General features: G+C 56.6%; 12 protein-coding genes. 8 read left to right on the top strand and 4 right to left on the bottom strand.

Annotation, left to right across the window (positions count from 1 at the left end; all coding sequences use genetic code 11):
• Positions 1-300: 300 nt before the first annotated feature.
• Positions 301-1,743, top strand: coding sequence for a TonB-dependent receptor (locus AB1L30_RS22430; protein WP_367016170.1), 1,443 nt, complete (start codon positions 301-303; stop codon positions 1,741-1,743).
• A 154-nt stretch (positions 1,744-1,897) separates the two neighbouring features.
• Positions 1,898-2,491, top strand: coding sequence for a hypothetical protein (locus AB1L30_RS22425; protein ID WP_367016168.1), 594 nt, complete (start codon positions 1,898-1,900; stop codon positions 2,489-2,491).
• 27 nt (positions 2,492-2,518) lie between these two features.
• Here the strand turns inward: AB1L30_RS22425 and AB1L30_RS22420 are convergent, their stop codons facing one another.
• Positions 2,519-3,190: a family 16 glycoside hydrolase gene (locus tag AB1L30_RS22420; RefSeq protein ID WP_367016166.1), complete on the bottom strand. Its 672-nt coding sequence runs from the start codon at positions 3,188-3,190 to the stop codon at positions 2,519-2,521.
• Between the two features lie 481 nt (positions 3,191-3,671).
• Between AB1L30_RS22420 and AB1L30_RS22415 the strand changes: the two genes are divergently transcribed.
• Positions 3,672-4,085, top strand: a complete 414-nt coding sequence (locus tag AB1L30_RS22415) for a hypothetical protein (RefSeq protein ID WP_367016164.1) — start codon at positions 3,672-3,674, stop codon at positions 4,083-4,085.
• Positions 4,086-4,104: 19 nt separating this feature from the next.
• On the opposite strand, the gene AB1L30_RS22410 is transcribed toward AB1L30_RS22415, so the two are convergent.
• Positions 4,105-4,863, bottom strand: coding sequence for a hypothetical protein (locus AB1L30_RS22410; RefSeq protein WP_367016162.1), 759 nt, complete (start codon positions 4,861-4,863; stop codon positions 4,105-4,107).
• 98 nt (positions 4,864-4,961) lie between these two features.
• Entirely contained in the window at positions 4,962-5,447 is a 486-nt protein-coding gene (locus AB1L30_RS22405) for a hypothetical protein (RefSeq protein ID WP_367016160.1), read from the bottom strand.
• A 149-nt stretch (positions 5,448-5,596) separates the two neighbouring features.
• Here AB1L30_RS22405 and rlmN point away from each other — a divergent pair, with 149 nt between their 5' ends.
• A complete protein-coding gene (rlmN, locus tag AB1L30_RS22400) occupies positions 5,597-6,661 on the top strand; it encodes a 23S rRNA (adenine(2503)-C(2))-methyltransferase RlmN (protein WP_367016158.1) in 1,065 nt (354 codons plus the stop codon).
• A 380-nt stretch (positions 6,662-7,041) separates the two neighbouring features.
• Here rlmN and AB1L30_RS22395 read toward each other — a convergent pair whose 3' ends face one another.
• On the bottom strand, positions 7,042-7,761 hold the full coding sequence (locus AB1L30_RS22395) for an MOSC domain-containing protein (protein WP_367016156.1): 720 nt from the start codon (positions 7,759-7,761) through the stop codon (positions 7,042-7,044).
• A 54-nt stretch (positions 7,762-7,815) separates the two neighbouring features.
• Here AB1L30_RS22395 and AB1L30_RS22390 point away from each other — a divergent pair, with 54 nt between their 5' ends.
• From AB1L30_RS22390 to AB1L30_RS22375, 4 genes are all read left to right on the top strand, one after another.
• Positions 7,816-8,121, top strand: a complete 306-nt coding sequence (locus AB1L30_RS22390) for a hypothetical protein (RefSeq protein WP_367016154.1) — start codon at positions 7,816-7,818, stop codon at positions 8,119-8,121.
• A 363-nt stretch (positions 8,122-8,484) separates the two neighbouring features.
• Positions 8,485-9,726, top strand: a complete 1,242-nt coding sequence (locus tag AB1L30_RS22385) for a DUF1559 domain-containing protein (RefSeq protein WP_367016152.1) — start codon at positions 8,485-8,487, stop codon at positions 9,724-9,726.
• A 349-nt stretch (positions 9,727-10,075) separates the two neighbouring features.
• Positions 10,076-11,419, top strand: coding sequence for a DUF1559 domain-containing protein (locus AB1L30_RS22380; protein ID WP_367016150.1), 1,344 nt, complete (start codon positions 10,076-10,078; stop codon positions 11,417-11,419).
• Between the two features lie 128 nt (positions 11,420-11,547).
• A complete protein-coding gene (locus AB1L30_RS22375; RefSeq protein WP_367016148.1) occupies positions 11,548-12,801 on the top strand; it encodes a DUF1573 domain-containing protein in 1,254 nt (417 codons plus the stop codon).
• Positions 12,802-12,814 lie beyond the last annotated feature (13 nt).

Raw genomic sequence — 12,814 nt, 5'->3', positions numbered from 1 at the left:
TCTCTAACTACGCTAGCACCCCTGTTTTTCCAAAAACAGCCACAGACGTAATTCGCATTGCTGCTGGCATCGAACAGTCCCCCTTCTTCCCCTAACGCCGGTCTACGCGGACTTTTCTTACGCACCTCTTTTCCGCCGTAAAGACCGGATTTGCTGACGGCGAAACCGAAGAGAAAGTTGTGACACGATGTTGTCGAAGGGTTATGTTATCGCAGTGTGTCTTTCGCTCAGACTCACTTGCGAAGGACGTCGCATTCGTTCGATCCATACTCAATTTCACGACCTACACCGCAAAATCGTATGCTCGAAATCTCCTCCGCTAATAAGCCGCTGGACACCCATCAAAAGGCGCTGGCCGTCAACCTCGACAACCGCCGCTACGGAACCTTCGCTGAAATCGGGGCCGGCCAGGAAGTTGTCCGCTGGTTCTTCCGCGTGGGTGCCGCCGCGGGCACGATCGCCAAAAGTATGTCCGCTTACGACATGCAGGTGAGCGATGCCATCTATGGCCGCGCCGCCCGCTATGTCTGCCGCGAACGCTTGCAGGCGATGCTCGACCAGGAACATAAACTCAACCTCGAACGCTTGACCGACATGCGCGGCGAGACGAGCACCTTCTTCGCCTTCGCCGACACCGTGGCCGCACGTGGCTACAAAGGTGGCGCCGAATGCCATGGCTGGATGGGCATCAAGTTCCAAGCTCACCCGCGCGACGAAGACAGCCAGGTGATCATCCACGTCCGGATGCTCGACAACGAAACGGCTCTCCAGCAGGAAGCCCTGGGCATTGTCGGCGTCAACCTGGTCTACGGCGCATTCCATTACCATCACGAGCCCGAAATGCTGGTCGATTCGTTGCTGGATGGTCTGTCGACCTCGCGCATCGAGATTGACATGATCGAGTTCTCCGGGATCGCTTTCCGCCGGGTCGACAACCGCCTGATGAGCTTGAAGCTGGTCGAACTCGGTTTGAGCGGTGCCGCCATGTTTGCTGCCAACGGCACCGTGCTGCAGCCATCCGAGTTCCTCTACAAGAAGCCGCTGCTGGTCGAACGCGGCAGCTTCCGTCCGGTCTGCAACGTCAATGTCGATATGCTGCAGTGTGCCCATGAAAAGTTCTCGCAGCTTCCCGAAGTGAAAGGGAAAGAGGTGGCCCAGATCATGGAGATCACCATGCGGAACTTGAAGGCCGAGGGGGAGATCGATCGACGCGACTTCCTGGCCCGAGCCGACATTATGGCGGCCTGCGGGATGACGGTGCTAATCTCGGACTACTTCGAGTATTACCGCCTGGCGGCTTACCTGTCCCGCTATACCAAGGAAAAGATTGCCATCACCATGGGTGCCGGCAGCATGCGAGAGCTGTTCGACGACAAGTACTACACGCAGCTCGACGGCGGCATTCTCGAATCGTTTGGCCGATTGTTCAAGAACGACCTGAAGATCTACTGCTATCCGTTGCTCGATCGCGACACGGGCGAGTTGATGACTTGCGAAAACCTGGAAATCAAACCCGAGCTAAAGAAGCTTTACGGCTATTTGCTGGAGCGTGGCGGGATCAACAATCTGGATAATTACGATCCAGATTGCCTCGGTATTTTCTCGCGTGACGTGCTGCGAAAGATCGGAGAGTGCGACCTTTCGTGGGAGTCGATGGTTCCAGCCCCGGTCGCCAAAGTGATCAAGGACCGTAAGTTCTTCGACTACACCTGCGACGACGACCCGTCGTGTGCGACCCGATAGGTCCCCATGACGTAAAACGACGAAAATATACTCTCATAACAATGCACCTCGCGATCTGTGATTGCCAGGTGCATTTTTTAATATCAACATACGTAGTTACGAAATGCCTTGTGAACGATCTGTTTATCACGCCATCTAAATCGAGCAGTACGGTATGTACCTCAACATGTTCCTCCAGGCAGATGAAGAGCATCTGACGGTTGAATTATCGCCGGTTGACATGGAAGTGATTCAGGCCCTGTGGCAGCCTGAGCAGATCTCGACTGAAATACTCTTCGGGGCTCCCTGGGATGACTACGCCCGCGTGGTCACGAGCGAAGGCGTCGGTGCCGCGGCAGCGACCTTGATCGATTATCTTCAGGACGATGCCCACGCCATGCGACGGCAGTTCTATCTCGAATACGTCGATCCTGCTGGTTCTATTGTTCAAAAAGCGAAAGTTACCCGGGGCCTACGTTGGCGTGGCGAGCCCATCCGCATTGAAGCTGGCATTGGTCGCTGTCAGCTGTTCGAGCAACAAGAGGATAGCTGGAACGTCGAACCAATCGAAGACCTGCGAGATCAGGCCGCCTTCTTGCACGACAGCGGCACCGTTGCGATCCACTTCCGTGAGATCTCGTTGCCGATCATCGATAGCCTGAAGCGGATTCAAACATTCGCCCAGCAGCGACCTGGGCAAAGCCTGACAATCGACATCCCTGCCAGCCGGGTCTTACAGCAGCCAGACCCGGACGAGTACGAAGAATAATCGTGGCGAGAAGCGAAGCCGCTCGCTTTACTCAGCCGCTTTCCAGATGGCGACGTTGCGGAACTGAGCCCCTTCTCCGCGTGCGACGAAGCCGACACGACCTTTGCGATCGAGAAAACGTTCGTGGCTCCCTTCCAGGACGTGATCGTCGACGCGAACCAGCCAGCGATCCCCTTTGACTTCGACAGTCACTTTGTGCCAGGTGTTTGGATCGATGTCGACCTTGATCCGCTTCAGCTCTTCTTTGCGTGTCTCTTTGGCAATGCCGCTCATCTTTTGAATCCAGATAGCGGACGGCGTGATCAGCACGCGACCAAGATGGTGATTGGGTTGATGCGTGTCGCGACAGACGAAACCAACCTGAGGTGCCGGGCCCAGCTTGAACTCGCCGGTCAACACCAGGTCGCCCAAGTCGACGATATGTTCGCACACCGCTTCATGGCCACGCGGTCGCTTTTCGCTCGGGCCTTCTTCTTTGGCATAGCCGGCACCGTCGACGACGCTCCACTCGCCAATGCCTGCCCGCCAGCCATTCGCTCCTGGCTTACCTTTGCGGCCAAACGCTTCTTCCTGATCGAGCTTGTCGAAGGTGATCCGCTCGCCAGGCTTCACCAATTGTGTTTCTGGAGGTGCAGGTTTATCGGCGTACGCCACGGCGGCAAACGAAATCAGACAAAGAAAGAGCACTACGCGTTTCATGAGGGGGCTCGCAAGGAAAGGAAGAAAGGTGGGAGTGGGAAGGAGCTCAATCTAGCATACTTAGCGCACCCATTCGACGTGCGGAGATTACGAGAAACTGCCCGCAACTCTATGCGGTTTGTTTCATTATAAATCTGGCTTTCTAGCAGCATCTTAATCTTTACGATCCCCCCCGCCTGTGCGAGGATTGTACGCGAGCGGCTGGGGCAGCCTCTTCTTCGACGACTGGCATCGCGATTGCGGGTCGTTAGGAGTCGCCAGAAATTACGGGAACACACATTACGAAGGTTCTCGTTTTCGTATCGCGCAGCATCAACCCATTCAAATGCATCGGAAGCGATCTGCCGCGTCTTCGATTGACCGGCGCTTGGACTTTTCATTCCAGACGAGTAACACGCACCTGAGCCAGATGGAACATTCTGTGCTTGTCTGACCAGACTTCGCATTTGACGTTTGGATTCCTTTTGCGAGATTCATCGGCATGGGCCAATACATCCGTTGCATCATCACGGACGGCAATCTCACGCGTGACCAGCTCGCACGTATGCTGCCGCAGATCTCTCGGCGTTATCGCCTGGAAGGAGACTTGCTCCTGCACGATGCCGAAGCGAAGGCGGTCCTGGAATTCAATCACCCTGGGGATGGCATCATGGAAGACGATGTTGAACTGCTGAAACGCTATGCCCAAGAGAAGCAGGACAGCGAACACCTGGCCAGCATGCTGGAAAAAGCGACCAGCATGATCGCCGCTCAAGACATGACACAGCAAGCGGACGAGAAAGAAGCGACCCGCAGCGCGCTCGACCCGATCTGGAAGTGGCTACTCGCCAATCGCCAGGCACTGATCGTGTACGAGGGTGGGCACTTCGTCGATGCCGACGGGCCACACCCTTAAGATTTCAGAAGCGCGTGGCCTACTCAGGGCTTTCCGCCGAGGATTCTTCTGCCGATTCTTCAGCAGGCTTTTCCTCGCCTGGCTTCTCTTGGGTCATTGGCTCTTCTTCCGATCCAGCCTCTTCCTTCGGCTCTTCGGTTGCCATTGGCTCTTCCGCCGGGGCAGCCGTGCCATCCGAGACTTTCAAGTCGGCCGCAAAGCGATATAGCGATGGCAAGTGCCGATTGTTGTCGCTGGTGTAAGACAACAACTCGATCGAGTAACGCTTGCCACCCAAAACCGTTTCCAGTGTCACGCCGCTGGCGGGCTGGCTGCGGAACGACATCGCTTTCTCGAAGCGAACGAAGCGATTGTCACCGAGGTTCATCTTCGTGATGGCAGCCTTCTTGTCGCTGCCCACTTCTTCGGTCACTTTGGCAACCAACTGATCGACTGCGGCGTCGGAATCCGAATTTGGCAAGCCATCTGAATCGGCCTGCTTCAAGACGATGCGCGGAACGCCAGCCTTGTCTTCGAGATAGGCGGCAAACAGATAGTCTTTGGAGCGTGGCAGAAACTTCCACCCGGCCGGCATGGTCGACTGAACCTTGCCATCGTCCAGCGGAGGCGTAGCGTCGCCTGGAGGCGCGAGCGCAAACATCGGAGGACCACCGGCGGTCGCAGGCCCCGGAGGAGTCCCTCCACCACCGGAAGCTGCCGGCTTGGCAGGCTCCGTGGAACATCCTAGCGCCATTCCCAGCAGAATAGCGCATGAAGACAGATAGAATCGAAGCATCATTGAGGAAACTCCCGCACTCAGAACGTTGAGGTTGGTACTAGGACGAGGCAACGATGCATGGGGGGGACCGTTCAAGAAGTTGCTGAACGACCGCGTGCTTACTCGATCGTTTCTTCGATCGTTTCCTTGACCTTCTGAACGAAGTGAGGCGGCTTGCCCGACTTGCTCAGATCGGCGGCTTTCGCTTCTGCTTCTTCCTTTTGGTCGAATTCGTAGAGAGCGACCCGCTTCATCGACTGATTGAAAACGCCCCAGAACATCTTCATGCGGACTTCTGTGGTTTTCTTACTGCGGGATTTGCGCTTCGCCTTTTTCTTCTTGGGTGCTCCATCATCCTGAGCGTCGGCTGCTTCTGCAGCTTCCACTTGGGCGCGCAACTCTTTACGATTAGCGACTTTTCGGGCCATAGTGCAATCTTGCCGTTGGGGAAGTTGACCTAGTACTTGCGAGGCGGAGAATCGACGGAAGAGAAGTTTGCCAGTTGGCCCCGCCATCGCGAAGTGATGAATTTCGCTAATATAACGCATTCTGACGCGGTTCACCATGGGCAAGACGTTTTCCCCCGATTTGACCAGCGACGGCATTCCTGGCCACAAACAAGGGCCAAAATCGCCTGCTGGCAACGAATCGGCCCCGACTGGCCTGCGAGCGGGTCCTTCCGCCCTGGGGCGTATTGGCCGCTGTTTTCCCGCGAATCCTTGGGTTTCTGGGCTCGCTTGAGTACCATTTTTGAATGATCGACCTCGTAGAACAAATCGTCCAGCATCAGCTCGAAGAGTCCGTCCAAGAGCTGGGACAGCCGAAATTCCGTGCCAAGCAGCTGCGCGACTGGATCGTCCAGCAGCGCGTCGACTCGTTCGAAGAGATGACGAACCTTCCCAAGGCACTACGGGAAAAGCTGGCTGAGTCGGCCCGAATCTGGACGACCACCATCGCCAAGCACACCACCGCTGACGACGGCACCGAGAAGCTGCTGGTGCAGTTGCAAGACGGCGGACGGATCGAGTGCGTTTTGCTGCGGGATGGAGAACGCCGCACGATCTGCATCAGCAGCCAGGTCGGCTGTGCGATGGGATGTGTATTCTGTGCCTCGGGCCTGGATGGCGTCGATCGCAATCTGACCTCCGGCGAAATCGCCGAACAGATGCTGCGTCTGCAGATGCTTTTGCCCGCAGGCGAACGCTTGAGCCATATCGTCGTCATGGGCATGGGCGAGCCGCTGGCGAATGTCGATCGCTTGCTACCGGCGCTGAACTTTGCCTCGGCGGAAGATGGCCTGGGGATCAGTGCCCGCCGCATAACGATCAGCACCGTCGGCTTGCCGCCGGCCATTGATAAGTTGTCGAAGCTCGACACACGCTTTCACCTGGCGGTGTCGCTGCATGCCCCGAACGACGAGCTTCGTACCCAGATCGTGCCGGTGAATAAGAACATCGGGATTCAAAAGATCCTCGACGCGGCCGATCACTACTTCGACGTCAGCGGACGTCGCCTGACCTTCGAGTACGTGTTGCTTTCGGAACTGAACGATCGCCCGGAACATGCCCAGCAGTTGGCTCGCCTGCTGAAGGGTCGGCCTGCCCTGCTGAATGTGATCCCTTATAACCCGGTCCCAGGGCTTCCCTACGCGACTCCGACCGTGCAAGCGCAGCAGCGGTTTCGCGAGATCCTCGAGAGCCACGGCATCACCGTGAAGTTCCGGCATCGCAAGGGAGACAAAATCAACGCCGCGTGCGGGCAGCTGCGGCGGCTCTCGAAAGAGAACCTGGTTCCGCTGGATGGGGCCATCAGCCCGTAATCGATCGGCAGAGACGCTTTCCTACTGGCAAGAAACAAAAAACGCCCCGCTTAGTCAGCGGGGCGTCTTTTGTAAGTAAACCTTCGGCCAATGCGACGAGTGGAGTCGCTGCGAGAAATACGCGTTTCTTAGCGTGCACTTGCACTAGCCGTTTGTGAAACGGGTATTCGCAAAAAATTGGTCCCTCTGCCGGATGGAGGCCGAAGGCTTAGATCCAAATGTTTTGTGTTGCTCCCCTATTTTACCTCCCAAAGGCAATTGGGGTAGGCGGAAGCATGAAGAATATGTTCGTCCGATCGCCCTGATCAGCATTACTAAAACCAGCAATCGGATTGATTCGTGAAGTATCTGCTACAGTCGTAACGATTTGCGAAACTTTGCTAGCCTTCCGATTTTTTGACCCGCGACCGAAAATCTTCTCGCCAAACTTCCGCTAGCAAGGGGCAATCGGCCATGGTCCGGGCATCCTCGACATTATGGCGATCGCGGTAAAACAGTTCGTTCACCCGCGTTATCGGCCAATCGGGTAGCGGACGCTCGATTAATTGCATCGCTTGCCCCTTCGCCACGGCACCTTCCTCCAGGACCCGGATGTACCACCCCATTCGGCCGGTGGTCACCGCCAAGGCAGTCAATTGCTTCAATTGCCAGCGCCGGCCCAGCTTCCAGCAAGGCTGTCTCGGCTGCGAGACCTGGACCTCGGCCGTCCCGATTTCGTAAACATCCCCCAGACAGACCGTCTCTTCATTGAGGCCCGACACCGTGAGGTTCTCGCCGAACGCCCCGTTACCGAACTCCTTCACCGGAAACGAGCTCGCCAGGCTATCGATCTGCTGGAACTCGTTCCGCCAGACCGGGTAATGCTCGGCACAATAGCACAGCACCGCCTTATCGACGCCGCCATGATTGACCAGGTCGGCCACGCCGTCTCCCTCGAAACCCAATTGGTTTAGCTGGACTTCGCCTTCGACCGGCTGCTTGAAAAAGCCAGTGGTCCAGACGCGGTGCATCGGATCGCTCGATTCCGGGTCGCCATACCTCTTGGGCATCCCGACGGCAAGCTGTACGACTTCGGCTGCGATAAGTTCCGTTTCAGACAAGATTTAAGCCCTTCTAACCGATGGCCTCGCCACGACAACAATGGAATAGATTTGGTGGCGGTCATTCTTCCTTCGATGAACGTCACCCCCTCAGGTTTCGACATTTTATGGTCAGCTTTTCCCCTGCCGATGCGCGGAGCCGGAAACTTTCTTGAATATTTCCAGGCGGCAACGAACCACTTCCGTGAAGAGATCGTAACAAGCACATCGAGACATTTCCCTCCAAGAATGTTTACGAAGCAATTTGTGAGTTCCAGGACGAGGCCGCTGAAGAACGCACCGGATATCCCGAGCGTTTTGCAGTGGCCTTTTCCATTGGCTGAGTGGTTTGATTTCTTAACATCGACCTTAACAACCTAACAAACTCCTTAACACTTCTCTTCATCTTTCTTATTTCTGCGCACGATCACACATCGTGCCCGATTCGCTTGCGCTCTCTTCAAGCGAAGACAACTGGGACTAAATCCGTTCTTAACACCACGTCCCCAGAATGTGGGCGATTGCAAGCGGCAAGGCAAGCAATCCATAAGCAAGCGTTCCTACATCCAAGCTGAAAACCAACCCGTACATTCCCTATCCGCTTTCCCGAATCTGCCTCGGCGGACGGCATTTCGAGGCCATGAAAGCGGACTCTCTGAAGAACCAACTGAAACCAGGCCTTCGCCCATGGCCAGTCGTGGCGAATCGGCCCCAATGCCTATCCAGTGCAGGTAAGCCATGTCCATGAGTCCATCGAATTCCAAACCGCGTCGAGGTTTCACACTCGTCGAATTGCTGGTCGTCATCGCGATCATCGGTATTCTGGCCGGCTTGATCCTGCCAGCCGTGGCGACCGCGCGTGCTTCGGCGCGACGTATGGAATGCCAGTCGAATCTGAAACAGATCGGCATCGGCCTGGTGAACTTCGCCGCCGCGGATCGTGGCGGTCGGATGTGCAGCGGCAGTTTCAGTTGGCGCCGTGATGGCGCCGTGACCGAAGTGGGCTGGGTGGCCGACCTGGTGAACTCAGGGATGACCATTGGTTCGATGACCTGCGTCTCGAACGTCTCGCAGATCTCGGATACCTATGAAGACTTGATCTCGGAAACGAACACATCGATCACCGGTACCGCTCCGAATTTGTATGCCCAGTTTGCCGACCCGGAAGGGAAGTCGCTCGGCTCGGAATCGACCATCTTCGATAGCGGCGTGGTGGGCTTTAACCCTTGCCGCGAGATCGCCGCGACCGGCCTGGGCATTGGCCCTGCACGGGACGAACTGGTCAAAAGCAAGATCTTTGAACAGCAGTACAATACCAACTACACCGCTCATTGGTTCCTGGTCCGATCACGCGTGAAGATGACCTACGTCTCAGGTCGCCCCGACGGCAACGTCCGAGGATCTACCAGCGGCAATCCTCTAATCACGCTCGGCTCGACCTATGGTCCGCTGAGCACGGCGATTCTGGACAATGCCGCGGCATCGTCCAGCCTGGTGCCGATCATGGGGGACGGGTTGTCCGGTGGCGGTGGCCTTCTGTCGCGTGGCATTTCCGGAGCCATGAAGGCAGGTGATCCGATGGTTCCGGCCATGACCTGGGGACCACGCGTCTGCAATCCAGCCGGTCTGACCAACGCCGCTTCGGGCGGTTCGTGGAGCGGTGGCGCTGCTGCCCTGCTAAATCCGCCTTCGTTTGCCTCGGGTGCCGATCAACGCCTCTGGAAGGAAGTCTGGTGGGAGAGAACCCGTCAGGACCTGCGTCAGTTTGGCGTGAACCATGGCGACGTCTGTAATGTGCTGATGGCCGACGGCAGTGTCCGCTCGACGACCGACGTCGATGGCGACGGCTACTTGAACCCTGGCTATGTCGCGGTCGAGGAATACCAGATTGGCTACGACATCACCAATGCGTCCGCCGCAGATCCTGAAGTGCCCGAAACTGACATGTTTTCGCGCTGGGATCTGAAGCCCCTGAAATACAAATAACGGCCAGAAATGGCGGCGGAATGAGAGTGCGTGAGGGGGCTAATGAACCTTCACTGAAACTTCGTTCCGAGGTTCACACAACGTTGATATTCGCAATCAACAATCTCACCAAATCACATTGATGAAAGGAGGTCAGAGTAGTCAGTCGGTTCCTGTTCGTAGATGAGAAAACGGTCTGGATCGCGCCTCAAACGCCTTCAAGACACCCACCCCGCAAAGGAACATCACAGCCAGAAATAAAGAGAGACCGAAGCACTAGATTTGGAACTCCCAGTGCAACGGCCCTCTGAAAAGCGTCTTACGACACTCTTTCCACAATTGCTTGTAATCAAATCCTTGGAGATTTTCAATGAAGAAACGTGGTTTCACGTTGATCGAACTGCTGGTGGTTATCGCCATCATCGGTATCCTGGTTGCCCTGCTGCTGCCAGCCGTTTCGCGTGCTCGCGAAGCTGCTCGTAACGCCCAGTGCAAAAACAACCTGCGTCAGTTCGGTATCGGCATGTACATCTGGTCGAACACCGACAAGCGCGGTCGTCTGATCAGCTCGGCTTACGACTTCCGTCGTGACGGCTGCCCAGACACCTACGGTTGGGTTGCCGACCTGGTGAACACCGGTGCTGCTGCTCCGGCTGAAATGCTCTGCCCAACCTCGCCACTGCGTGGTCTGGAAAAGCTGAACGACCTGTTGGGTCTGGACACGACCAACGCCAAGGACAACGGTGACACCCGTCGTCTGGCCGCTGGTGCTTGCTCCGCTATCCGTGCCGCTAGCGGTTCGGCTGGTGCCGACCTCTCGGCTACTCGTGGCGAGTACGTGAAGGTCAACTTCATCGACAACGGTTACAACACGAACTACGCTTCGAGCTGGTTCGCTGTCCGTACCGCTCCTCGTTACACCGCGATCGGTCAGTCGCTGGCTCTGAACAAGAGCGGCACCGGTTCGAGCCTGAAGGGCGAACCAGGTACCCTCGGTGGTCTGTCGCTGCGTATCGTTGAATCGGCCGTCATCCCATCGCAGGCGATTCCTCTGCATGGTTGCGGTGCCCCTGGTGACACCGACGAAGCCGTTCTCGGTACCGACATCAGCCTGGACGCTGGTCTGGGTCAAGGTGCTCGTCTGGCCGAATCGTTCTGCGACGGTCCAGCTGTCAGCACCACCGCTTCCGGTATCACCGGTGTTGATCGTAAGGTCACCCTGGCGAACGACGTTTCTGGCGACCTGGTTGTCTACACCGACACCGTTTCGGGTGCTTGGGACTACCTGCAGGATCCTCAGACCTACGCCAGCCCAGACCTGATGACCAATCCATCGGGCACGGCTTACACCGCCATGACCATGACTTCGGCTACCCCAGGTACCTACAACAACGAAGCTGGCCAGCGTCTGGCCGGTGTCGGTCCAGACAAGAACTGGGCTCAAGACACTCGTGACTGGTTCGCCTGGCACTCGGTTGGTAAGTCGGGTGGTGCCGCCAACATCCTGATGGCTGACGGTTCGGTCAAGTCGATGTTCGACACCAACGGCGACGGCTTCTTCAACCCAGGTTTCCAGATCTCGGGTTCGGACGAAACCGCTCTGATCGCCAACGTTGGTTACACCGACGACACCGTGGAACTGGACTGGTTCGACATCTACTGCGGTGTTGACCTCCAGCCTCGTAAGGCTCAGAAGGGTAAGTTCGAGAAATAAGCTTCTCGATCTTCCTTCGACGAGCTAGGAACCGAAATCTACGATGATCTCGAAAGCTTGAGCCTTGGGGGAAACCCCAAGGCTCACTTTCATCTGTTCTTTCATTATCCATAGGATTTCTATCCGCCATGAGCCGCTTTATCCCACTGGTGATCACGCTGGTAACGATCGTGACTTTGGGAGCTGTTTTCTTTCTGAGCTCTCCGAGCGATCCTCCATCCGGCAAACCGGATGCGACCAAGACCATCGCCGACCACAAGCCTCGCACTGAAGCGACCACGGCAACCACGGACGATAAAACCAAGCACGCAGCCAGCTCGAATCCATCCAGCGACGCTGCCCCTCAATCCCCCCCCAAAAAACACCCCAAGGCAGTCACCGAAGAAACCGAATTCGACTTTGGTGTGCTCCCTCGCTTCACCCAGTCTTCGCACACGTTCCTCGTCAAAAACGAAGGGGACGCTCCGCTAAAACTGGAACAAGGTCCCAGTTCGTGCAGTTGCACCCTGCTGGGTCTCGAATCAGACGAGATCGCCCCTGGCGAACAAGCAGAAATCAAGCTCGAGTGGACGTTGAAGTTCAAAGAAGGTGGCTTTCGCCAGTCCGCCACCGTCTATACCAACGATCCCCAGCGCAAAGAGATCGAGTTCGTTGTCTTCGGTCTGACCGAAACCCGCTTCGGCTTGAGCGAGCCTTCGATGGTTTTCTCGTCGGTGCTTGTCGGTCAGGCAGGCGCCTTTCGCGAATGTTACCTCTACTCGCGAACCTGGAAAGAGATGGAGAACGTCGACTTCCACGTGAAGACCGAAATTCCTGGACTGAAAGTGGAAGTGATCGATCTCACGGAAGAAGAATTGGCCGAGCTCGATACGCGTTCCGCTTGCAAAGTTCGCGTGGAAGTCCCTAAGGGTCTGGAAGCAGGCCATCATGTCGGGCAGATCGTTTTCACCGCCAACGATGCCGAAGACGCCGACAAGGAGGTCGCCGAAACGACATTGACCGTCGATGTACGCGTGAAGCAGCCGGGCTATCGCTTCTATTCCCCTGCGATCGACGGCTTTGGCCGCATTCAACTGGGCAAGGTCGACCAGGCCACCGGCAGCGAAGTATTGAAGATCAACTTCCGCGTCGATCAAGGCGCCGAACCGTGGGAACCGAGCGATGTCTTTCGCTTCCCCGAGAGCATGGACGTGAAGATCGAAACCATCGACGAGAAAATCGGTCTGTTCCAACTGCAGATTCAAATCCCGCCGGGCATGCCGAAGGGCAACTATTACGGCCAGCACGTTGGCCGCATCGTGATCTCGAGCGACCACTCGCTGATTAAGCGCATCCCCGATGGGGAACGCGCCGGCATTCTGGTCGAATTCCACGTCGAATAAACCACCCGATCTT

It is taken from the genome of Bremerella sp. JC817, from assembly GCF_040718835.1.
Taxonomy (GTDB): domain Bacteria; phylum Planctomycetota; class Planctomycetia; order Pirellulales; family Pirellulaceae; genus Bremerella.
The sequence above is the reverse complement of the archived record's forward strand: the minus strand, read 5'-3'. Positions and strand labels throughout refer to the sequence as shown.

Bases quoted from the DNA above. Each gene is read 5' to 3' on its own strand.
- AB1L30_RS22430 (WP_367016170.1), top strand. From the start codon at position 301: ATGCTCGAAATCTCCTCCGCTAATAAGCCGCTGGACACCCATCAAAAG.
- AB1L30_RS22375 (WP_367016148.1), top strand. From the start codon at position 11,548: ATGAGCCGCTTTATCCCACTGGTGATCACGCTGGTAACGATCGTGACT.
- AB1L30_RS22380 (WP_367016150.1), top strand. From the start codon at position 10,076: ATGAAGAAACGTGGTTTCACGTTGATCGAACTGCTGGTGGTTATCGCC.
- AB1L30_RS22405 (WP_367016160.1), bottom strand. From the start codon at position 5,447: ATGCCGTCGCTGGTCAAATCGGGGGAAAACGTCTTGCCCATGGTGAAC.
- AB1L30_RS22420 (WP_367016166.1), bottom strand. From the start codon at position 3,190: ATGAAACGCGTAGTGCTCTTTCTTTGTCTGATTTCGTTTGCCGCCGTG.
- AB1L30_RS22410 (WP_367016162.1), bottom strand. From the start codon at position 4,863: ATGATGCTTCGATTCTATCTGTCTTCATGCGCTATTCTGCTGGGAATG.
- AB1L30_RS22385 (WP_367016152.1), top strand. From the start codon at position 8,485: ATGAGTCCATCGAATTCCAAACCGCGTCGAGGTTTCACACTCGTCGAA.
- rlmN (WP_367016158.1), top strand. From the start codon at position 5,597: ATGATCGACCTCGTAGAACAAATCGTCCAGCATCAGCTCGAAGAGTCC.
- AB1L30_RS22425 (WP_367016168.1), top strand. From the start codon at position 1,898: ATGTACCTCAACATGTTCCTCCAGGCAGATGAAGAGCATCTGACGGTT.
- AB1L30_RS22415 (WP_367016164.1), top strand. From the start codon at position 3,672: ATGGGCCAATACATCCGTTGCATCATCACGGACGGCAATCTCACGCGT.